This is a genomic window from Ruegeria sp. BI12, assembly GCF_056537985.1.
This window is the reverse complement of the sequence record NZ_JBQFSL010000001.1, coordinates 280,282-301,754: the sequence shown is the minus strand read 5'-3', so window position 1 is coordinate 301,754 and position 21,473 is coordinate 280,282. Positions and strand designations below refer to the sequence as shown.

Below are 21,473 nucleotides of genomic sequence, written 5' to 3'. Positions count from 1 at the left end.
CCTGTTGTTTTATTCCGCAGCTGCGGGGGCGATGATGGCCGCCTCGCCTTCATAGTTGGCATAGGCGCGTTGGATCGCGATCTGATCGGCGATGTATTTCGCGTCATGCCAGACGCCCCAGATAAAGGTCGATCCGCGGCGCGATTGCCAGGGCAGACCAAGGAAATAGATATCAGGCGCGATGGACACGCCACGCTGATGGATCGGCGCGCCTTTGGCGTCAAAAGCGTCGGCCTTGATCCAGCTGAAATCCTGCCGGAAACCCGTCGCCCAGATGATCGTGTTGATGCCTTCCTTGGCGAAATCCACCAATGTGAGCGGATTGGTCAGGCTTTCAGGGTCAGCAAAGGGTTCACGCGCCTCCGGCTCTTCCGGCAAGTCGATGCCCGTGCGTTCCACATATGCGTCGGCCATGTCCAGCATCTCAAGGTAATTGGCGTCGCCCGCGGCTACGTTTGCTTGCAAATCATCGGCGAAACTCAGCACGCCGTTTTCGAAGCTTTTGGTCATACCGGTAAGCGTCACGCCCTCATTCCCAAGACGCCGGAAATCCATTGTGTGGCCGCCGTGAGCCCCGCTGACCGAGATAGTGACATGTTCGGTGCCAGGTTTCTGCGCGGCCATGTCCCACAGACCCAACACGCCCAGCCACCAGACATTGTCACGGCTGCGATAGCGGCGCGGAGGCCGGTCATGCGGGCCAACCGACAGAAAGACCTTGCGGCCCGCCCGGTTCAGCTCATCTGCGATCTGCGCGCCGGACGAGCCCGCGCCCACAACCATAACGGCCCCTTCGGGCAGTTGTTCGGGGTTCTTGTAATAGAAGGAATGCAGCTGCTTGACGTCAGCCATTTCCGGCACGATCGGCGGAATCACCGGATGCTGGAATGCTCCAGTCGCGGCCACGATACGTTTGGCATGAATCTCACCGGCTGAGGTTTCGACCTTGAACCCGCCTTCACCTGGCAGACGCTCAGCCTTGAGTGCCTCAACCCCTTCGCGGATCGGGGCTTTGACCATTTCGGCGTATTCAACCAGATAATCGGCAACCCGATCCTTGGGCACGAACGCGTCAGGATCGTCGCCCTTGAACAGCAGGCTGGGAAACCGGTCATGCCAAGCCGGGCCATTGGCGACCAAAGCATCCCAACGGCCGGTGCGCCAGGCCTCGGCGGTACGGTTCTTTTCCAGGATTATGTGCGGGACATCGTTGTTGCCCAGGTGCTCGCTCAGCGCGATGCCTGCCTGTCCGCCGCCAACAACCAGTGTATCCGTTTTCTCGATGGACATGTGTCGGTTCCCTATTTTTGCATCTTTCATTGACCAGAGCGGGTCGTTGCAATCGCGCTTACCCTGCTGGCTCCAGTGCCGCAGTTACCGACTGTCTTTTCCGTTCCAGATGCGGACATCTGAGAGGACCAGAGCCACCCGAACGACCTGACGTTCTGCACTGTTCAAGCAATTTTTGCGCGTTTCATCGACAAGGTTTCACAAGTTCGACAGGGGCGAAATTATTGTCTGGCTATCTCTTAATTAGGCTTTGGCTAACCTGACGGAAATTATCTCGTTTTTCCGGCCATTTGCCTGCTTTCCGACAGGTATGGCGCAAGCAGGTAGTACAATTCGCCTTGGGATGAGATCCCGCATTTTCGGTAGAGCTGCTTGCGCAGGACCTTGACGGTCTGGGAGCTGATGCCAAGCGTAAGGCCGATGGAAATCGACGAATGCCCTTGCAGGATCAACAACGCCACCTCGGCCTGTCTTGGGCTAAGGTTGATGTCTTGTTCGGCGGACACGCGATGGCGCAATTGATCGACGACATCGCCCGGCTCATCCTCGTGTGGCGGTCTGATGCCGGACCAGTTCTGCCTGACCAGCGCATTGACCACCGGGGCAACCTGTGTGGCCACGTTGTGATCCCTAATCGAGAATCGCGAAGCGGTGGTGGCATCCCTGCCGATACAGACCGTGATCGAAGCGCCCTGCGCGAGGCCTGAAAAGAAAGCAAGCTCATCCGTCAGGGTTGTATTGGCGTAATAGGATTTGAAGTATTCGTTGCGCTGGAACTGGTCAGGGGCCACGTCGGTCAAACGATACAGTCCATCCGCCGCGCCTTTTTGATGCAGACTAAAAAAAGGGTCCAGCAGATAAGCCCCTTTGACATAGTGGCTATCTATACGTTCGAAAACGCGACTGTCTCGGGCACGAGTCGCCAGAACCTGCGGGTTGCCATTCTGAAAAAAGGCGATGATCGCGAAATTGTCGAAAGAACATGTCGCATTCAGCCATTGGTGCAGCGCATCGCTGAAACGTTCCGATCCGGTGGCCAGAATGGCATCCGACAACAAGTCTGGTGCTGGAATTGGTGACATCTTCAGGTACCCCTTTGGGGGTATATACCCCCTAAAGTGAGCAAAGTAGTATTTTTGTTGAAATTAAGTGGTATGCCTTTGCGATTTCACCCCCGTCGAGCCATGCCGAAATCGCGAGTTTACATCGAAAACCAGAGGGATTGAGCATGGCCAAAGATACGCTCGACATTCTTGCGCAGGACGATCACTTGATTCAGTCGTTCGCCGATCTGAACGCGTTGAAGCAGCAAGGCGCGCGCACCGTGATTTCACGCGCGAAGGGTGCTTATGTCTATGACAGTGACGGAGCCGAATTGATCGACGGGATCGGGGGTCTGTGGTGCGTCAATATCGGCCACGGCAATGCCGAGATGATAAACGCGATCACCGATCAGCTGAAAACGCTGGACTACTACTCGACCTTTTACAACTTTACCCATCCCTCCGCAGCAGCCCTGGCTGAGAAGGTCGCGCAGCTGGCACCGGGGCATCTGAACGCCGTGTATTTTGCCAATTCCGGCTCAGTCGCCAATGACAGTGCCATTCGAATGCTACACCACTACAATATCCGCAAAGGCAAACCTGAAAAGAAAATGGTTTTGTCGCGGCACGGGGCCTATCACGGCTCGACCCACCTTGCCATGGCGATGACGACACCCGGCTATTCCGAAGGCTGGCACGCAGCCAACGATCTGGTGCGACACCTGCGCTCGCCGCATTTCTGGCGCGAGGGAGATGAGTTAACCGAGGCCGAGTTCCTTGAAGCCCTGATCGACGATTTGATCGAAAGCATCGAACGGATCGGCGCGGAAAACATCTGCGCCTTTATCGCCGAGCCCATTCAGGGCGCAGGCGGCGTGGTCACGGCGCCCGAAGGATACCACAAACGCGCATGGGAGGTCTGCAAAGCAAACGATATCAAATACGTCGCCGATGAAGTCGTCACCGCCTTTGGCCGACTTGGACATTTCTTTGCCTCGGAAGACGTATTTGGCATGGTGCCCGACATCATCACTACCGCCAAGGGTCTGACATCTGGCTATCAGCCACTGTCGGCGACCATTGTCTCGGACGATATTCACGACGTGATCTCGGGGCCGGACAGCATGTTCTTACATGGCATGACCTATTCGGGCCACCCTGCCGCCGCGGCTGCGGGCCTGACCAACATTGCCATCATGGAGCGTGAGGGCATTCCCGAGAGGGTTCGCACAACCGGCAAGCGGTTTGAAAACAACCTGCGCGGCCTGACCGACATCGGGCTTGTCGGCGAGGTGCGCGGCAGCCACTTCATGATCGGGATCGAGTTTGTCAAAGACCGCGACACCAAAGAAAGCTATCCGGAAGATGCCCAAGTTGGGTTGAAGGTGGCCCGCGCCTGTCAAAAACGCGGCCTGATCGCGCGGCCCCTGGGCAATGTGCTGATCCTGTCCCCAACCCTGATTATGGACGAGCCCATGATCGACCGCATCGAAGATATCCTGCGCGACGCCATCACCGAAGTCGCCGCCGGTTTGTAAACACCGCACTACCCGGGGTCCGAGGGACCCAAACATATCAGCCAGCCTGAAGGAGCCAGTTATGCGCGACCCACGCTATGACATTCTGTTTGAGCCGATGCAGATCGGCCCTTTGACCGCAAAGAACCGCTTCTATCAGGTGCCCCATTGTAACGGCGGCGGATACCGCGATCCTTCTGCTGCTGCAGCGATGCGTGGGATCAAGGCTGAAGGCGGCTGGGGTGTGATTTTCACTGAACAGTGCGAGATGCACCACACCTCGGAAATCACCCCCTTCATCGAACTGCGCCTGTGGGAGGACAAGGATATCCCGCAACTGCGCAAGATGTCCGAGCGGATGAAGACGCATGGTGCACTGGCGGGTATCCAGCTGGCCTATTCCGGGATCAACGGGCCGAATTTGTATACCAAAGAGGTGCCACTGGCCCCCTCGGCCCTGCCCATCCGCACCTTTACCAATGACCCGGTACAGGCCCGCGCGCTGGACAAGCAGGACATCAAAGATCTACGCCGATGGTTCGTGAACGCTGCAAAACGTTCGAAAAATGCAGGTTTTGACCTGATCTGCCTGTATGGCGCGCATGGGTTCGGCATCTTCCAGCACTTCCTCAGCCGCGCTACTAACCAGCGCAGCGACGAATACGGTGGATCCTTGGAAAATCGCGCCCGATTCAGCCAGGAGGTCATCGCCGACATGCGCGACGCGGTGGGGGACACGATGGCGATTACGCTGCGGGTCTCCCTGGATGAAACCATCGGAGAACTCGGTTTCTCGAACGCCGAGGTGCGTGACTATATCGAGATGAACAAAGACCTGCCCGACCTGTGGGATCTGGCGCAGGGGACATGGGAAGATTGCTCCGGCCCCTCACGGTTCAAAGAAGAGGCCGCGCAGGAAGAGCTGGTGCGTGGCATTCATGAATTAACCGATAGACCCATCGTCGGCGTCGGACGATTCACGTCACCGGATGTGATGGCCAAAATGGTCAAGTCCGGCACGCTGGATTTCATAGGCTGCGCCCGCCCATCGATTGCCGACCCTTTCCTGCCAAAAAAAATCGAGGAAGGCCGGATCGAGGACATCCGCGAATGTATCGGCTGCAATATCTGCATCACTGGCGACATGACCATGTCGATCAGCCGCTGCACTCAGAACCCAACATTCATGGAGGAATGGCGCAAGGGCTGGCATCCCGAAAAGATGAACGACAAAGGCGACAGCGACAACGTGTTAATCGTCGGCTCGGGCCCGGCGGGACTTGAGGCTGCATGGGCATTGTGCCGCCGGGGCTATGACGTAGCTGTAGCCGAGGCCCGCGACGTGATCGGCGGTCGCGTGGCCCGTGAACGCTTGCTGCCTGGCCTGTCGGCCTGGGGTCGCGTGGTTGATTACCGTGACTATCAACTAAGCCAGCGTCCGAACGTAGAAATATACCGTGAAAGCGAGCTGGATGCCGAGAGCATTCTGGAATTCGGGTTCGAAAACGTCTGTATCGCCACCGGTGCAACCTGGCGTCGCGACGGCGTTTCCCGTCAGCACGTCGTGCCGATGCCGATCGCAGAGGGGGCCAGGGTCTATACCCCCGACGATCTGATGAATGGAACCATCCCCTCGGGACGCGTCGTGGTCTATGACGACGACCACTACTATATGGGGGGTGTGCTGGCCGAATTGTTAAGCAGGAACGATGCGCAGGTGACGCTGGTCACACCATCGGCTTATGTCAGCGACTGGACGAATAACACGCTTGAACAGATCGCTATCCACCCACGTTTGGTCGAGGCTGGTGTCGAGATCGTCCTGAACCAAGGCATTGCCGAAATCCATCCGGATCATGTGGTTTCGAACTGCGTCTACACGGACCGGACCTGGAAGATCGACGCGGACGCGGTTGTGATGGTAGCGTCACGCCTGGAAAACAACGCCGTATTCAACGACCTGAAAACGCGCGAAGCCGAATGGGCGGATGCTGGCATCAAGTCGGTTAAACTGATCGGCGACGCCAACGCGCCCGGCCCGATCGCCTGGGCCACTTATGCCGGCCACCGTTATGCGCGTGAACTTGATGGCAAGGATATCGGTGACGATTTACCCTTCCGCCGGGAAATAACGGAGCTTGCGGTGGACTGAGGTCATTGACGGGCATTAGGCGGTATGGGCAGAACTCTACCGCCATATACACTTGAACAACAATTGCCATCTTCGGCGCATCGAAAATTTAACCTTCTCCAGGCAGCGCAAATTTTCATTCTACATTCAATGACTTCGCAGCGGTATGATTGTCTTCTGCCGTAGCTTCGAATCTGATATTCGCTAGAAACAGCCGCGAACGTCCGCTCTCAGCCCTTTTTCTAGGAAAACAACGTGTTCTGGTGCAAAGAGTAATCGCGTAGCCTGCACCGCCGCGCTTGTTTTGGGGACAGCGGGATTTGGGCAAGCCAATCGCACCTGGCCTTCAGGGGTAAGACGCTGCGCTCACCCTCGGGCGAGTCGATTAGACGATACCGTGTCCTCGGCTGCGCCTGCAGGCCGCGCCACCCCTGTCGAATAGCGTTGCCTCGACCCCATCCGCGCTCACTACGTGACAGTTCCGCAGGAACAGACAGCTTCTCCGTCTGGTCTGCAAATCAGCCCTGATTTTGCCAATATGACATCGGGGGCAATGAGGTCAGTCTAGGTGCTGGACGAAGGAAGTGAGGCGAAAATGGTAAGGTTCTGTCGCTGGGTGCGGAACTGTGTGTCGTCCTTCAAGGAATGTCAGGCGTTACATAGAGTTACCATTTAAAGACACTTAAAGCATTGATTTTCAATCATGCGGAAAGTCTTCGGTGCACAGGTTTTGCCATTTGTGCCTCAAAAGCCTTCCACAACATGCATACGTCTAGAAAGCCGATATTACTCGAATTGCGGTGCAAGTTGGGACGGCTTCCATGTCGAACTTCAGCGCGAAATGAAGTCCTTCACCTGATCAAAAGTACTTGCCCTTCAAGGCAGGGGACGCCGAACGATGAGATTTCAGAAAAAATTACGGTTTCAATTGAACATGTTCAGAGGTTCAAACCATGCCCTAGCTTAAATTAAGCCAAATTTTGCGCCTCATTCTTCAATCCCAAAACCAATTTCAAGTATCAGCGCTAGACTGTTACGGCCTGTAATAACTTATCGCGTGTCACGTCTTCCCTGGTGCCGTTGATTAAGACTTCGCCACGTCGCAACGCGATAAATCTGTCGGCAAGATCATAGGCAAAGTCAAAGTATTGCTCCACTAAGATGATTGCCATTCCGCTCGTGGCTCTAAGGTGCCGGATGACTTCGCCTATCTGTTGGATGATGTTGGGCTGAATACCTTCGGTCGGCTCGTCCAACAGAAGAAGGCGTGGTCGCGTTATCAGTGCCCGCGCGATCGCCAACTGTTGCTGCTGACCGCCTGAGAGGTCACCTCCGCGACGGTTTTGCATCTGCTTGAGAACCGGGAACATGTCAAAAATTTCATTTGGAATGAAATGCTCGCTGGCTGGCAGACAGGCGTTCCCCGTTTCAAGGTTTTCGCGAACTGTGAGCAAAGGAAATATTTCACGACCTTGTGGAACATAAGCCACGCCTTTCCACGCCATTTGATGAGCAGGCAAGACACCCAAAGATTCCCCGTCCAGTTCCAGATTGCCAGCCGAACGCGGATGCGTACCTGATATTGCCTTCATCAGGCTGGTTTTCCCGACACCATTGGTCCCCATGACGCAAGTCACTTCGCCTTGTCTGGCTTCCATGGAAATCCCGTTGAGGATTTGCGAATGCCCATAATGTAGAGTCAGATCAGTCAGCTTCAGCATTGTTTAGCGCCCTAAGTATACGTCGATGACGTCCTGGTTAGATGTCACGTGATCAAGGCTCCCTTCAGCCAAGACGGACCCTTCGTGTAAAACCGTGACTTTGCAATTCAGGCGCCGAACAAATTCCATATCGTGTTCCACCACGACAACGGCGCGGGTTCTGGCGGCTTGTAACAGCAAGTCGGTGGTGTGTTCGCGCTCCTGCGGTGTCATGCCGGCGGCAGGTTCGTCCACCAGCAAGAGTCGTGGTTCCTGGGCCAGCAGCATGCCAATTTCCAGCCATTGTTTTTGACCGTGGCTCAGTTCACCAGCCTTGCGGCTTAGGTCTTGATGCAGACCGATTTCGACGGCCAGTTCTTCAACTTTCTGCAAATCGTCAGTGGAGGTTCGATAGAAAAGCACGTGAAGCCAGCCACGTTTGTTCTGAAGTGCCATCAGCAGATTTTCGTGCACGGTCTGGTCTTCGAAAACCGTTGGTTTCTGAAACTTCCGCCCGATCCCAGCCTGCGCAATTTTTGCTTCGGAAAGTCCCAACAAAGATAGGGATTTCTCTCCCCAGATGACACGCCCTTCATCGGGCCGGGTTTTACCTGTGATGATGTCCATGAACGTGGTTTTCCCTGCCCCGTTCGGGCCGATCACTGCACGAAGTTCGACCTCGCCGATCTGGAACGATAAGTTGTTGATAGCTCGGAAACCGTCGAAAGTGACCGAAACACCGCTAACCTCAAGCAACGTGTTCATTCCATGGCCTCCTTCTCTCGCAGGGCGCCGTCATCTGGTCCCAGATTTGCCCCATGCCTGTCCGGGTGGCGGCGGTCGGTCCACAAGTCGAACAATCCTCCGATGCCCTGCGGGGCGAACAGCGTAACCAACACGAAAGTTACGCCCAGTAGCACCTGCCACCAGTCGACCCATTTGATCGTGTAAAACCCAAGCGAAATATCCGGGGCCTGCCCGCCCGTGAACCACGTGCTCAGAAGGCTGACAAAAGCTGCGCCAATTACCGCGCCGTACAAGCGACCTCGTCCACCGATTGCGACCCAGACGGCCAAATAAATCGAAGCGATTGGAGCCATCTCCTCGGGGTTGATGATGCCGGCTTGCGGATAGTAAAGCGCGCCAGCAATGGCCGCGATGCAAGCAGTCAGGGTGAAGACGGCAAGCTTGTAGACCTCGACCGAGTAGCCAAGGAAGCGCACTCGTGCCTCGTTATCGCGAATGCCGCGGATGACCGAGCCGAACTTGCCTGAAACAATCCATGCGGCCAGCATATAGCCCAGACCCAGCGCCAGTGCCGAAGCCCATAGGAACCAGATCGACACGACGTCCTGTGAGGTGGTGACACCTGGCAGGTTCTGCAAGCCGGACAGCCCGTTATTGCCACGCAAGCCACTGTCGTTCTGGAACAGGTACAGGGCCAGCGCCAGAGTCATAGCCTGGGTCAGGATCGACAGATACACACCGGTTACACGGCTCCGGAAAGCCAACCATCCGAAGATCAGCGCCAGCAAACCGGGGACCAACACAACCAGAACAAGCTGCAGGGTCAGGCTGTGGGAAAACGCCCAGATCAACGGAAATTCCGACGATCCGACAACGCCAAAGACTTGTGTTGCGATGGCGTCCACTACCTCGGCTGAAGTCGGTGGAATTTCGGCCTGTGCCAGCGAGTCGACCACGATCAGACGGGTGCGTTCGTACATCAGCCACATGCCGATCATGTAGCCCCCTAGCCCGAAGAAGGCGAAGTGGCCCAACGACAGGATGCCAGTGAAGCCCCAGACCAGATCCATCGCCACTGCGATCAGGCACAGGCACAGGGTTTTGCCTAGCGTTTTGACGAAGCTGGTCGAGATCACACCGACCCCGAATCCCTCGGACAGGATGGTCACGCTCAGGGTGAAAAGGGACAGGATGGCAAGAAAGACCAGCACGGATGGGTTCTTGGAGATAAAGCTGCGTTCCATGGCTCAATCCCCTGCCGCGCGGCCCTTGAGGGCGATGATGCCCCTTGGCCGGAACTGGATGAAAATGATGATGAAGATGATCATGTAGGTTTGCGCCGCGAGGGTGTTCGATGGGTTCATCCACTCGATCCCTTTCTGCAGGAAGCCGATCATTCCGGCACCCGCCAGCGCGCCCCAGATGTTGCCGACACCGCCGACCACCACTGTCATGAAGCTTTGTACGATGTAATCGTTGCCCAGGTCCGAGGTGACCTTGGCAAAGAGGCCGATGGCGACACCCGCGATCCCGGCGATGCCCGAGCCCAGCCCGAAGGTCAGCATGTTCACCCGCCCCGGATTGATCCCCATCGACCCCGCCATGCGCGGGTTCTGCGTCACCGCGCGCATCTCAAGCCCCAGCCGAGTGCGCTTCATGATGTAAAGGAACAGCCCCAGAAAGATCATCGCCAGCACAAAGATTGCGATGCGGATATAGCTGATCGCGACCACGTCGTTCAGCACCCACGCCCCGTCCAGCCAACCTGGAGCGGTCAGTGGACGAGCCTGCGTACCAAAAATGTTCTTGGCCAGTTGCTGCAGGGCAATTGAGATGCCAAACGTCGCAAGCAGCGTCTCAAGCGGCCGGGCATAGAGCCAACGGATCACTAGCCGCTCCATCGCGACGCCCATGGCGAAGGTGACCGCAAAAGCCATCGGGATGGCGACGATGATCGACAGCGTATGGTCGGGGATGAACTGTTGCACCACGTAGCCGGTGTAGGCGCCCATCATGATGAACTCGCCATGGGCCATGTTGATCACGCCCATCACGCCGAAGGTGATAGCCAGACCAATGGCGGCAAGGAAATAGATCGACGCCAGTGAGATCGCGTCCAGCGTCAGGTCGAGTGTTTGGTTCAGGCTGACCTTCAGTTCGATCTGTTCCAGGGCTTTCTCGGCTGCTTTGGTAACCTCGGCAGACGGCTCGCTGTACGTTTCGAAGAATATATGCGTGCCAACTGCAGCGTTGATGTCTTCGTCCGTGAATAAGGCTGGCACAAGCCCGGCCTCTGCCAGGGCGGCATACGCACGCTCGCGCGTTGCGTCTGAATTCAGTTGAGCGACTGGAATGTCACTTACGCGACCCCCGACAATATTAGCCGATAGTGCCGCTCTGATATCTTCCGATGAAACACGTGGTGGGGCGAGGTTTCCCGCAACGAGCAAGTCATATGCTTCGTCAGACGTTAAGGCGTCTGAGCCCGCTTCAAGAACAACTGCGACGTTCAGGTCCGTGGGCAATTCGATAGCGGCGTGCCGAGAGGTAACGACCAAAGGGTTCAAAGCGGCACGAACATCTACGCCTAGATCGCCGGACATTTCTTCGATCGCGGCCACGCGGGCTGCGGTATCTTCGTCAAATCCAATCGTCAGCAATCGTTCAAGCCGCTGTTTTTGCGCTTTCAATTCCGTGTCCGGTTCATCGTCTATCGAAGCGCGAAGTGGCTCTAAGAGTGCACTTTCGGGATCACGCTGAATGGATTGCAGGGCCGCCAGCCGCTTCGCGCGGTTGGTATCGGTCAGTTGGAACTGCACCAACGCTGTCCCAATCATCGCGCGGATACCGCTGTTGGGCTTCAACTGCTTAAGCTCGGACTTCTCGAAGGTGCCGACGATCTCACCTGTATCGAAATCGGTCAGTTCATACGACCGCCCCTCACCTTTCTGACCAGCGAAGAACAGACCGTCAGACTTGCGCATCCACATGTTTTTGGCGGCCCAGGTCTCAAGCATTACTTGCGCCTGAGGCAAACCGCTTGTCGCAATAGCATCAATCGCCGGTTTGATCGTCTTACGCGAACTTTTTGCGATGATCTCCTGATGCTCTTGCAAGATCGGTTGCAGACCGACCTCTTGAGCGTTGGCAGTCAGGCAGGCGCACAGGATTGCGAGGCCCGCAAGGAAAAGTCGTAACATATGGTGAAACCCGAGGTGTCTTGAGAGCAAGGCGGGCGATCACACCCGCCTTGCAAGCCGTTTAGTAGTTCGAAAGCGTCTGAACGCAGGTCTTGGTCTCGGTGTTGTACATACCGCAACCTAGCTCTTTCCAATCCGAGACCAGCACCGCCGATTCCGGCAGGAAGTCGGTCCATGCATCACCCGGCACGACATCAGTCTCACTGATGATGTCGAACTGACCGTCTTCCTGAATCTCACCGATCAGAACCGGTTTCGCCAAGTGGTGGTTCGGCAGCATGACAGCGGTGCCACCGGTCAGGTTCGGGAACTCCTGCCCGTACATCGCGGCGCGCACGGCATCGACTTCGGTCGAACCGGCCTCGGTCGCGGCGTTCACCCACATATTGAAGCCGATGTAATGCGCCTCCATCGGGTCATTGGTCACGCGCTCGTCGCCCATGGTGGCTTTCCAGGTGTCCACGAATTCCGCGTTGGCTTCGGTATCCGCCGACTGGAAGTAGTTCCAAGCGGCAAGGTGACCAACGAGGTTGGTAGTATCCAAACCGGACAGTTCTTCCTCGCCGACCGAGAAGGCTACGACTGGAATATCGTCCGCCGAAACGCCAGCGGCGGCCAGTTCCTTGTAGAAACCGATATTGGCGTCACCGTTAATGGTCGAGATCACACCGACTTTCTTGCCATCCGCGCCCAGCGCGACTACGTCAGCCACGATCTTGGACCAGTCGGAGTGGCCGAAAGGCGTGTAATTGACGAAGATATCGTCATCCGCGATGCCGTTCTGCTTCAGATAGCTTTCCAGAATGTTGTTGGTGGTTCTGGGGTAGACATAGTCCGTGCCGAGCAGAGCAAATTTCTCGACCCCCAGTTCCTCCAGAAAATAGTCTGTCGCAGGGATTGCCTGCTGGTTCGGAGCGGCGCCGGTGTAGAACACGTTCTTCGAACTTTCCTCACCCTCATACTGAACCGGGTAGAACAGAAGACCGTTCAGTTCTTCGATGACCGGCAGAACCGATTTGCGGCTGACCGAAGTCCAGTTGCCAAAGATCACATCCACCTCATGGACGGTCAGCAGCTCGCGCGCTTTTTCAGCAAATAGCGGCCAGTCGGATGCGGGGTCGACCACAACCGCCTCAAGCTGCTTGCCCAGCAGGCCGCCCTTCGCGTTTTGCTGATCGATCAGCATCAGCATCGTGTCTTTCAGCGTGGTTTCCGAGATCGCCATCGTGCCGGACAGCGAATGCAGCACGCCAACCTTGATCGTGTCTTCAGCCGACAGTGCGGCGGTGGCCATGGCAGCAAATACAAGTGATCCGGCGAGCGTGGAATTGAGCGATTTCATGTAATCCTCCTGGCGGGGCCGGGAGAGAGGGCTTGCGCAAAGGCACACTCTTCTTCTACCTGATCCCCGCAACTGTTGTTGCGTTCCGTGTGGCGGTTGTGTTCGAGGTCCAATTCGCGCAGCCGTCACACACCCCCCGGGTCGTTTCCGCGGTGGCACCCATACGGTTTCTGCATCGCAGCAAGCTTGGCAACTTACCTTTAACCCAATTTGGGAAATCGGCGAGATGCGCCTATTTTTTCATCCAAGACCGGGGTCGCTGTCTAAAATTTAGACGCGCGATGTTGAAATAAGCAGATTTCGACACTGTAGATTAGTGTTCCGTCCCTTCAACAGAGAAACAGGTGCCACCGAACCAAGCTCTAAAGGTGCCTTATTACCCAAGTTACAGCCATATTGCACACGCACAGTGCTGTTCCACCGCGTGCTGCAGGTGCCGTCAGCTTGAGCACCAAGCAATTGGGCGCCAGGACGGTGCTGAACAAGTTTCGCCAGTCCGGGTCTTTTAAGTGCCTGTTCCCCAGAACCAATATACCTGATCTTGACGCGGTTCTCCTAAACACGGCCGGCGGCATAACCGGGGGCGATTCATTTCGATTTTCCGGCAAGGCGGCGAAAGGAACCGCGCTGACTTTGACAACACAAGCCTGCGAGCGTGCCTACAAGGCCAAGCCGCAAGAATGTGGCCAGGTTACCAATCATCTGACTGTTGAGACTGAAGCCCGGCTGAACTGGTTGCCGCAAGAGACCATTCTGTTCAATGGTAGCGCTCTGGAGCGACGCCTGAAAATCGAGATGGCGCCAGATGCCGAGATGCTGATGGTAGAGCCGCTGGTCTTCGGCCGCATTGCGATGGGCGAGACGCTGACCGATATCCGCCTAAACGATCGGATCGAGATACGGTTCCAAGGGAAAAAAGTGTTCCTTGACGCGATCCAGTTCTCGGGTGATTGGCACAAACATCTGTCCAAACCGCATATTGCAAACGGCGCGGGTGCGATGGCGTTGATCGTCTTTGTATCGGAGTCAGCCGAAGGTCATCTGAATGCCATTCGACAGATGCTGCCCGACACCGCAGGTGCGACTATGATCCGCAATAACCTGTTGGTTGCTCGTGTTCTTGCCGAAAATAGCTTTGCACTCCGTCGCACATTGATGCCGATCTTGCGTCGGTTGAACAAAGACACGCTACCTCGATGCTGGATGCTTTGACATGAACCTGACCCCTCGCGAAAAAGACAAACTGCTGGTCGCCATGGCCGCCGAGGTCGCCCGAAAGCGACTGTCGCGCGGCGTCAAACTGAACCACCCCGAGGCGATCGCCCTGATCACCGACGCCGTGGTCGAGGGTGCGCGCGATGGACGTTCAGTAGCTGACATGATGCAAGCCGGGGCTGAAGTGATCACCCGCGACCAATGTATGGAGGGTGTGCCCGAAATGATCCACGAGGTTCAGGTCGAAGCCACCTTTCCAGATGGCACCAAGCTGGTGACTGTCCATAACCCCATTCGCTGAAAAGGAAACCAATATGACACGCATGCTTTTCCCCGCCCTGATTTTCGCTGGCCCGGCAGCCGCCCACAACGGAACGCATATCCACGCGCACGGTACCGATTACGCGGCGATGGGCGTTGGGCTGGCAGTTGTTGCGCTGGCTGCTGTCGTGCTGATCACAAAGCTGAACAGATGATCCCCGGAGAACTGTTCCCGGCTGATGGTGAAATTACCCTGAACCCCGACACTGATGCGATCACTTTGATGGTCGCCAATACCGGCGACCGCCCGGTTCAGGTCGGCTCACACTACCATTTCGCCGAAACCAACCCCGCGCTCGACTTCGACCGCGCTGCTGCGCATGGCCTGCGTCTGGACATTGCGCCAGGCACCGCTGTGCGGTTCGAACCAGGGCAGGCCCGCGAAGTTTCGCTGATCCCGATCAGCGGTGCGCGCAGGGTCTACGGCTTCAATCAAAAGGTCATGGGGTCACTCTGATGCCAGCAACAATCAAGCGCTCAGACTATGCGGCGATGTTCGGCCCTACCACCGGGGATAAGCTGCGGTTGGCCGATACCGATCTTGTGATCGAGGTCGAACGTGATCTGACCAGTTATGGCGAAGAGGTCAAGTTTGGTGGTGGAAAGGTAATCCGCGACGGGATGGGGCAATCTCAGACCACGCGTGCCGAAGGCGCTGTGGATACGGTCATCACCAATGCTCTGATCGTTGATCACTCGGGCATCTACAAGGCTGACGTTGGCCTGAAAGACGGGCGGATCGCAAAGATCGGCAAGGCGGGAAACCCCGATACACAACCCGGTGTCGACATCATCATCGGACCCGGAACCGAGGCCATTGCTGGCGAGGGTCGTATCCTGACGGCAGGTGGGTTCGACAGTCATATTCATTTCATCTGCCCGCAACAGATTGAAGATGCGCTGCATTCTGGCCTTACGACCATGCTTGGCGGTGGCACCGGGCCGGCACATGGCACTCTGGCGACCACTTGCACCCCCGGTCCGTGGCATATCGGGCGGATGTTGCAGGCGGCGGATGCTTTCCCGATGAATCTGGCCTTTGCGGGTAAGGGCAACGCTTCGCTGCCTGCCGCGCTCGAAGAGCAGGTCAAAGCCGGTGCCTGCGCGCTGAAGCTGCACGAGGATTGGGGCACAACTCCTGCCGCCATCGATTGCTGCCTGTCGGTGGCCGACGCGATGGATGTGCAGGTGATGATTCACACGGACACGCTGAACGAATCCGGCTTTGTCGAAAACACTGTGGCGGCCATGAAAGGCCGTACAATCCACGCCTTCCACACCGAGGGTGCAGGTGGTGGCCACGCCCCAGATATCATCAAGATCTGCGGCGAGAACCATGTATTGCCGTCCTCGACCAACCCGACGCGGCCTTTCACTGTGAACACGGTCGAAGAGCATCTGGACATGCTGATGGTCTGTCATCACCTCGACAAGTCCATCCCCGAGGATGTGGCCTTTGCCGAAAGCCGCATCCGGCGCGAGACCATCGCAGCCGAGGACATCTTGCATGACATGGGCGCCTTCAGCATCATCGCGTCTGACAGCCAGGCCATGGGGCGCGTAGGAGAAGTTCTGATCCGCGCCTGGCAAACCGCTGACAAAATGAAAACACAACGCGGTCGCCTGCCCGAGGAAACCGGTGAGAACGACAACTTCCGCGTCCGCCGCTACATCGCGAAATACACCATTAACCCAGCCATTGCCCACGGCCTCAGCCATGAAATCGGTAGCATCGAAGAAGGTAAGCGCGCCGACTTAGTCTTGTGGAACCCAGCCTTTTTCGGAGTGAAGCCCGAGATGGTGTTGCTGGGCGGTACGATTGCTTGTGCACAGATGGGCGACCCCAACGCTTCGATCCCTACACCGCAACCCGTTTACAGTCGCCCCATGTTTGGCGCTTACGGACGGTCGGTGGAAAACTCGGCGATCACATTTGTCTCGCAGGCCGCCTATGCGGATGGGATCGGTGATACACTGGGATTGGCAAAACAGACCGTCGCCGTCCAGAACACGCGAGAGATCGGCAAGCAGGATCTTCTGCTGAACAACGCGACGCCGCAAGTCGAGGTTGACCCGGAAACCTACGAGGTTCGGGCAGATGGCGAACTGCTAAGCTGCCAACCTGCCGAAACGCTGCCAATGGCGCAACGATACTTTTTGTTCTGATCAAAAAATGTGCTGCGTTGCGACTCGTGCAAGGCAGGAATGACCAAACACGCTCTTCTAAGTGAGGCCACTATGACAAATATTAAATCCAATGGGAGGACCAACATTTACGAGGGTCCAAATGGCACACTCAACAGCACAAACACACGCACGCTTTTCGTTGTCCGGTTTGATCGCATCAATCGGGTCATCAGTTTACTCGGCCCTGATCAGCGTGGCCGAAGCTCAATCACGCGTCCGGCAAGTCGAATTCCTGCAATCGCTCAGCGACGAAGAGTTGAAAAAGCGCGGCCTGACACGCGAACGGATCGTGCATCGGGTATTTTCGGACTCAATCTGGCTCTGACCATTCCCGCTGCAGAGGAGGTGACGGTATGACCGCCCTGCTCTGTACTGCACGTAAGTACTCGGATCACACACACAGCGATCCGGCAGACTGCCTGTCGCTAACCTATGATGACCGTTTTTTGCGTCGCAAGGTTCTGACCTGCGAAAGTGGCGAACAGATTCTCATCGATCTGGCGCAAACGACTTCGTTGAACCACGGCGGCGCCTTGGTTTTGGACGATGGTCGCGAAGTGGAAATACAAGCTGCACCCGAGGCGTTGCTGGAGGTCACCGCCCCAGACCTGACGCGCATTGCATGGCATATCGGCAATCGCCATACGCCTTGTCAGATCGAAAAGGATCGCCTGTTGATCCAAGTCGATCACGTTATCCGAGACATGCTGCTCAAGATTGGCGCCACGGTGCGAGAGGTGCGCGAACCGTTCACCCCAGAAGGCGGAGCCTATGGCCACGGCAGGACCCATGGCCATACCCACTGACGCCGATATCCTGACGCTGACCCAATGGTTGTCCCCTGCATATCCTGTAGGGGGGTTCGCCTATTCTCACGGGTTGGAGGCTGCAATTGACGAGGGAGCTGTCACAAGTTCACAAGACACCGAAGCATGGATTTCGGACGTGCTGGAACACGGATCCGGATGGAATGATGCTGTGTTCGTTGTGGCGGCATACAGTGCGCAGGGTAAAGATGAACTGACCAACGTCGATGTTATCGCTCGGGCTTTTTGTGCGTCATCCGAAAGGCTCATGGAAACCAAGTTGCTGGGTCAGGCCTTTGGAACCGTCACGGGAGATGTCTGGGAATTGGATCTGAGCCAATTCTCCTACCCTGTCAGCATAGGCCAAGCAGCCAGCTTGCAGAACCTTCCCATTTTGTTGACGACTAAAATGTTTCTGCAGGCGTTTGCCAGTAATCTTGTTGCCTGCGCAACGCGCCTTGTACCCTTGGGCCAGACTGACGCGCAAAGGCTGATCCGTACTCTAACGCCACTGTGCGAGCGGATTGCACAAAGTGCCCAAGAGGCTGATTTGGATCAGCTAAGTTCAACGGCGTTTCTGTCGGACATCGCATCGATGAAGCACGAAACTCAATATTCGAGGATTTTCCGCACATGACGAGTATGAACGGCCCGCTTCGCGTGGGCATCGGAGGCCCTGTAGGAGCCGGAAAAACCACTTTGACCGCTGCTTTGTCCGAAGCGCTGCGCGATGTCTGCTCAGTGGGTGTTATTACCAATGACATCTATACGCAGGAGGATGCCGAGGCGCTCATGCGCATGCAGATCCTGCCGCGTGACAGGATCATTGGCGTCGAAACCGGTGGTTGCCCGCATACAGCAATTCGCGAAGACGCCTCAATCAATTTGGCGGCTGTCGCCGAAATGCAAAAACGTCATCCTGACCTCGACGTGGTATTGATTGAAAGCGGTGGCGACAATCTATCGGCCACATTCAGCCCGGAATTGGCGGATCTGACCATCTATGTGATCGATGTCGCCGCAGGCGAAGAAATCCCAAGGAAAGGCGGGCCCGCGATTACGAAATCGGACATCCTTGTAATCAACAAGACCGACCTTGCGCCGCATGTTGGCGCTTCGTTGGAGGTTATGGAACGTGATGCGAAAAAAATGCGCAAAGGACGACCCTTCTTGTTCTCGTCACTTCGTCACAGAAGCGGGGTCGACGCAATTGTGGATCTGCTTGTGAGAGGGGGAGGTTTAGAGGTTTCGAAAGCGAGTTAATCCCGGAGACGAAGTGGCCAAGTCATCGATGGCCAAAAAATTGGTTCCGGATCGCCCGGCCAGATCACCAAGAGTTATTGGGAAATGCACAACGAAAAGAGCAACAGGATGGTTGTCAGATTTATGGATGACCAATGACAGTCAGTCGGTGTCGGATTTACTCAGTGGTAGAATGTAGTTTTGCACGCCGTGACTCTGCTGGTTGCGTCTTACACAAATAGCTGATCGCAGCCCAAAGCGGACGTTAAGCTGGATCCTTTTTGCCAGCAGTTTAAGGAAAAGGCCGGCATCTGAATTCTGCTTCAGTTTTTTGGCAAGTACCGATCCAACAGAGCATCGACCAACCCTTCCTGAAGTTGGTAGCCAGCCGCTTCGTTCACGCGCAAAATATTTTCAAGTATAATAAGTTGCTCCATGCCGGTCGTCATGGACAACCGCTTCGCCAGGTCGTCTATTTCCTGCGGCTCCATCAATGGATGAACTGGTGCAAGTGCTTCCAAAAAAGCCGCCACTCTTCTTGCGCCACGCATTTTTACGGTTCCATCCTCAAGCGATGCCTGACGGCACGCCCGATATTCCGGCGATCATGGCAGTAGCGGGTCGAGTAGGAATGACGATCTCGGCGCCAGCACACGTTCCTAGCTAACGAACGTGCTAAAAATTCGTCAGCCTGCAAATGGGTTGTTTTGCGTTCAAGATTCTGCCGTACCCTAACTGGCAATGCTGGCCGCATTGCCCGAAGCGGACGTTCACGCATGGATTTCAGATACCCAGAGTAGAGGACACAAAGTATTGTGTGATTTTGAAGGGTGGGTCCGAAATGTGCCCCGAAGCGAAAGTGCTCCGTGCCCACCTACGCTTTTTGCAATGATTGAGGCCTCATCGTCCTATCGGCTATAGTTGTTCAATCCAATCTGGGGCGAATGATGGTATTAAAGGAGACGCAGGGTCAGCCTACAACCGACCCGAAGACGGTTTTGTGTTTCGGGGACTCTTTGACCTGGGGGTTCGATCCGCGTGGCGGTGCAAACCTGATCCGTTACGGATTCGCAGAGCGATGGACCCGGCAACTGCAAGCTGAGCTTGGTTCATCGTACCACGTTGTCGAAAACGGATTGAATGGGCGAACAACAGTATTCGACGACCCTGTTTTAGGCGACATGAGTGGCCTGGCTCAACTGCCTGTAGCGCTCAAATCAAACATGCCGCTTGATCTTGTCATAATCCTCCTGGGATCGAATGACGCCAAGACCCGCTTTAACGTCAATGGCGACGAGATCGCACGTGGTCTGAGCCGCCTTTTGGAAGTTGTTTCTAAATCGAGTTTTAGCCCCAATGGCAAAGCCCCATCTACTCTTGTCCTCATACCGCCAGAAATGGGCGAGGCTGGTGGCACGTGGTTGGAACCTATGTTTGACCCGGTTCACAGCCGAGCTGCCCTTAAACGAATTCGCGAGACCTATCCGACAGTTGCTAACGCGTTCGGTGCGGAGTGCTTTGACATCAATCAGGTAGTCGGTCCAGGAGCGATTGATGGCATACATTTCGACCCCGAGGCGCTAAAGCCTATAGCCAAAGAAATCGCCAATGTTGTCCGCGGCTTGCTTGAGACTTAGAAGCGCAGGCGCACATAGGTAATCCGGTCAACTCTCAACGAATCCTTGGTGTCCCTTACTTCGCTATTTGCCCGAAAGTTAGCTCGAGTTCGCGTGTCTGAATTGGGGTTCGGTGGCGGCATTCATTACAAATCGCGTCAGCGGCGGGCCGCAGCCCGAACCAGCCATTCACACCTAGACTTAGCAATTGCGGCCTTGCGAAGTTAGCAGCCAATTATTCGTCTCTATGAATCCAGGCCTTATGAATTTGGCAAAACTTCTGTTTCGGCGATCAAACATGCAACTGGACCAGCTGAATGAGATTTCCACAGGTGTCGTCAAAAACGGCCATCGTCGCGCCACCGGCTTTAACAGGAGGTTGTGTGAATTCAACGCCTACTGCTTCAAGTTTGGCAACCTCAGTCTCAATATCATCGACTCTGAATGCCGAAACAGGAATACCATCGGCCATGAGTGCTTCCTGATAGGCGCGCGTTGCTGGATGTGCGTTGGGCTCTAACCCCAATTCCACGCCTTCGGTTTCCTCCTTCGAAACCAAGGTCAGCCAACGATGTTCGCCCAAAGGGATATCGTGCTTCACAACGAACCCGAGTTTACTGGTATAAAAATCGAGAGCCTTAGACTGATCGTCAACTGCTATGCTCTTCATGTACATTTTCATTTCATGTCTCCTTGAGAAAATAGTTCCACCCAGGGATTGATCGCATTCACAATTGGCGCTGCCGCCAGGGAGTGGATCTTGGTGCGGCCCCGCCAAGCAGTGGTGATTAAACCGGCCTGCTCTAGCGTAATCAGATGCCTAGTGATGCCTTGTCGGGATATTGTGATTGAATGCTCTTCGAATAACCTTGCGCAGAGCTCGAAAAGCGTCTGGTCGTCACGCTTTCTCAGCTCATCGAGGATTAACAATCGCGTTGTGTCACCAAGGGCGCTGAAGAGAATACTTAGTTGGGGGTCGAATTGGACGCTCATGCTTCTTTATGCAACAATATTGTTGCATGTCAAATCGAACCTGCCGTTTGTAAGTCTTGCAGCATTCGTCACTAAGATCTCGATGCGGCTGTGAGCGGCGGCGTGACAGAATGGCGGTTTTGG

General features: G+C 55.8%; 22 protein-coding genes. 12 read left to right on the top strand and 10 right to left on the bottom strand.

The window, feature by feature from the left end:
- Nucleotides 1–9: 9 nt before the first annotated feature.
- Nucleotides 10–1,290 (bottom strand): flavin-containing monooxygenase, encoded by a 1,281-nt coding sequence (locus tag ACR0AK_RS01575; RefSeq protein ID WP_480792141.1) that lies wholly within the window; start codon nucleotides 1,288–1,290, stop codon nucleotides 10–12.
- Between the two features lie 269 nt (nucleotides 1,291–1,559).
- Nucleotides 1,560–2,372 carry a helix-turn-helix transcriptional regulator gene (locus ACR0AK_RS01570; RefSeq protein ID WP_170561357.1) on the bottom strand — a complete coding sequence of 271 codons (813 nt, stop codon included), beginning with the start codon at nucleotides 2,370–2,372 and terminating at the stop codon, nucleotides 1,560–1,562.
- A 146-nt stretch (nucleotides 2,373–2,518) separates the two neighbouring features.
- On the opposite strand from ACR0AK_RS01570, the gene ACR0AK_RS01565 reads away from it, so the two are divergent.
- Nucleotides 2,519–3,871 (top strand): aminotransferase class III-fold pyridoxal phosphate-dependent enzyme, encoded by a 1,353-nt coding sequence (locus ACR0AK_RS01565; RefSeq protein ID WP_480792140.1) that lies wholly within the window; start codon nucleotides 2,519–2,521, stop codon nucleotides 3,869–3,871.
- Nucleotides 3,872–3,932: 61 nt separating this feature from the next.
- Nucleotides 3,933–6,002 carry an oxidoreductase gene (locus ACR0AK_RS01560; protein ID WP_480792139.1) on the top strand — a complete coding sequence of 690 codons (2,070 nt, stop codon included), beginning with the start codon at nucleotides 3,933–3,935 and terminating at the stop codon, nucleotides 6,000–6,002.
- Between the two features lie 1,004 nt (nucleotides 6,003–7,006).
- Here ACR0AK_RS01560 and urtE read toward each other — a convergent pair.
- From urtE to urtA, 5 genes are all read right to left on the bottom strand, one after another.
- Nucleotides 7,007–7,702: an urea ABC transporter ATP-binding subunit UrtE gene (gene urtE, locus ACR0AK_RS01555; RefSeq protein WP_480792138.1), complete on the bottom strand. Its 696-nt coding sequence runs from the start codon at nucleotides 7,700–7,702 to the stop codon at nucleotides 7,007–7,009.
- Between the two features lie 3 nt (nucleotides 7,703–7,705).
- Entirely contained in the window at nucleotides 7,706–8,446 is a 741-nt protein-coding gene (gene urtD, locus ACR0AK_RS01550) for an urea ABC transporter ATP-binding protein UrtD (protein WP_170561361.1), read from the bottom strand.
- Nucleotides 8,443–9,672: an urea ABC transporter permease subunit UrtC gene (gene urtC, locus ACR0AK_RS01545; protein WP_170561362.1), complete on the bottom strand. Its 1,230-nt coding sequence runs from the start codon at nucleotides 9,670–9,672 to the stop codon at nucleotides 8,443–8,445. Before urtC ends, urtD begins: the two co-directional genes overlap by 4 nt.
- Nucleotides 9,673–9,675: 3 nt before the next feature.
- On the bottom strand, nucleotides 9,676–11,628 hold the full coding sequence (gene urtB / locus ACR0AK_RS01540) for an urea ABC transporter permease subunit UrtB (protein ID WP_480792137.1): 1,953 nt from the start codon (nucleotides 11,626–11,628) through the stop codon (nucleotides 9,676–9,678).
- 61 nt (nucleotides 11,629–11,689) lie between these two features.
- Entirely contained in the window at nucleotides 11,690–12,970 is a 1,281-nt protein-coding gene (gene urtA / locus ACR0AK_RS01535) for an urea ABC transporter substrate-binding protein (protein ID WP_480792136.1), read from the bottom strand.
- A 474-nt stretch (nucleotides 12,971–13,444) separates the two neighbouring features.
- Here urtA and ACR0AK_RS01530 point away from each other — a divergent pair, with 474 nt between their 5' ends.
- The 9 genes from ACR0AK_RS01530 (at nucleotide 13,445) to ureG (ending at nucleotide 18,762) form a co-directional block, all read left to right on the top strand.
- Nucleotides 13,445–14,182 (top strand): urease accessory protein UreD, encoded by a 738-nt coding sequence (locus ACR0AK_RS01530; RefSeq protein ID WP_480793625.1) that lies wholly within the window; start codon nucleotides 13,445–13,447, stop codon nucleotides 14,180–14,182.
- Between the two features lies 1 nt (nucleotide 14,183).
- On the top strand, nucleotides 14,184–14,486 hold the full coding sequence (locus ACR0AK_RS01525; RefSeq protein ID WP_170561366.1) for an urease subunit gamma: 303 nt from the start codon (nucleotides 14,184–14,186) through the stop codon (nucleotides 14,484–14,486).
- Nucleotides 14,487–14,499: 13 nt separating this feature from the next.
- Nucleotides 14,500–14,661 (top strand): peptidase M23, encoded by a 162-nt coding sequence (locus tag ACR0AK_RS01520; RefSeq protein ID WP_480792135.1) that lies wholly within the window; start codon nucleotides 14,500–14,502, stop codon nucleotides 14,659–14,661.
- Nucleotides 14,658–14,963 (top strand): urease subunit beta, encoded by a 306-nt coding sequence (locus tag ACR0AK_RS01515; RefSeq protein ID WP_170332117.1) that lies wholly within the window; start codon nucleotides 14,658–14,660, stop codon nucleotides 14,961–14,963. The genes ACR0AK_RS01520 and ACR0AK_RS01515 overlap by 4 nt, the downstream gene beginning before the upstream one ends.
- Entirely contained in the window at nucleotides 14,963–16,672 is a 1,710-nt protein-coding gene (gene ureC, locus ACR0AK_RS01510; RefSeq protein WP_170561369.1) for an urease subunit alpha, read from the top strand. The genes ACR0AK_RS01515 and ureC overlap by 1 nt, the downstream gene beginning before the upstream one ends.
- A gap of 121 nt (nucleotides 16,673–16,793) precedes the next feature.
- Complete coding sequence (locus ACR0AK_RS01505) at nucleotides 16,794–17,018, top strand: DUF1127 domain-containing protein (RefSeq protein WP_170561370.1); 225 nt, start codon at nucleotides 16,794–16,796, stop codon at nucleotides 17,016–17,018.
- Between the two features lie 28 nt (nucleotides 17,019–17,046).
- Nucleotides 17,047–17,499 carry an urease accessory protein UreE gene (ureE, locus tag ACR0AK_RS01500; RefSeq protein ID WP_170561371.1) on the top strand — a complete coding sequence of 151 codons (453 nt, stop codon included), beginning with the start codon at nucleotides 17,047–17,049 and terminating at the stop codon, nucleotides 17,497–17,499.
- On the top strand, nucleotides 17,483–18,136 hold the full coding sequence (locus tag ACR0AK_RS01495) for an urease accessory protein UreF (RefSeq protein WP_480792134.1): 654 nt from the start codon (nucleotides 17,483–17,485) through the stop codon (nucleotides 18,134–18,136). Before ureE ends, ACR0AK_RS01495 begins: the two co-directional genes overlap by 17 nt.
- Nucleotides 18,133–18,762, top strand: a complete 630-nt coding sequence (gene ureG, locus ACR0AK_RS01490; protein WP_480792133.1) for an urease accessory protein UreG — start codon at nucleotides 18,133–18,135, stop codon at nucleotides 18,760–18,762. Before ACR0AK_RS01495 ends, ureG begins: the two co-directional genes overlap by 4 nt.
- 302 nt (nucleotides 18,763–19,064) lie before the next feature.
- Here ureG and ACR0AK_RS01485 read toward each other — a convergent pair whose 3' ends face one another.
- The gene (locus tag ACR0AK_RS01485) at nucleotides 19,065–19,292 is read right to left on the bottom strand and encodes a hypothetical protein (RefSeq protein ID WP_480792132.1); all 228 of its coding nucleotides are present in this window, start codon (nucleotides 19,290–19,292) and stop codon (nucleotides 19,065–19,067) included.
- Between the two features lie 396 nt (nucleotides 19,293–19,688).
- On the opposite strand from ACR0AK_RS01485, the gene ACR0AK_RS01480 reads away from it, so the two are divergent.
- A complete protein-coding gene (locus ACR0AK_RS01480) occupies nucleotides 19,689–20,378 on the top strand; it encodes a GDSL-type esterase/lipase family protein (protein WP_480792131.1) in 690 nt (229 codons plus the stop codon).
- Nucleotides 20,379–20,649: 271 nt separating this feature from the next.
- Here ACR0AK_RS01480 and ACR0AK_RS01475 read toward each other — a convergent pair whose 3' ends face one another.
- Entirely contained in the window at nucleotides 20,650–21,039 is a 390-nt protein-coding gene (locus ACR0AK_RS01475; protein ID WP_480792130.1) for a VOC family protein, read from the bottom strand.
- Nucleotides 21,036–21,350: an ArsR/SmtB family transcription factor gene (locus ACR0AK_RS01470; protein ID WP_480792129.1), complete on the bottom strand. Its 315-nt coding sequence runs from the start codon at nucleotides 21,348–21,350 to the stop codon at nucleotides 21,036–21,038. The genes ACR0AK_RS01475 and ACR0AK_RS01470 overlap by 4 nt, the downstream gene beginning before the upstream one ends.
- Nucleotides 21,351–21,473 lie beyond the last annotated feature (123 nt).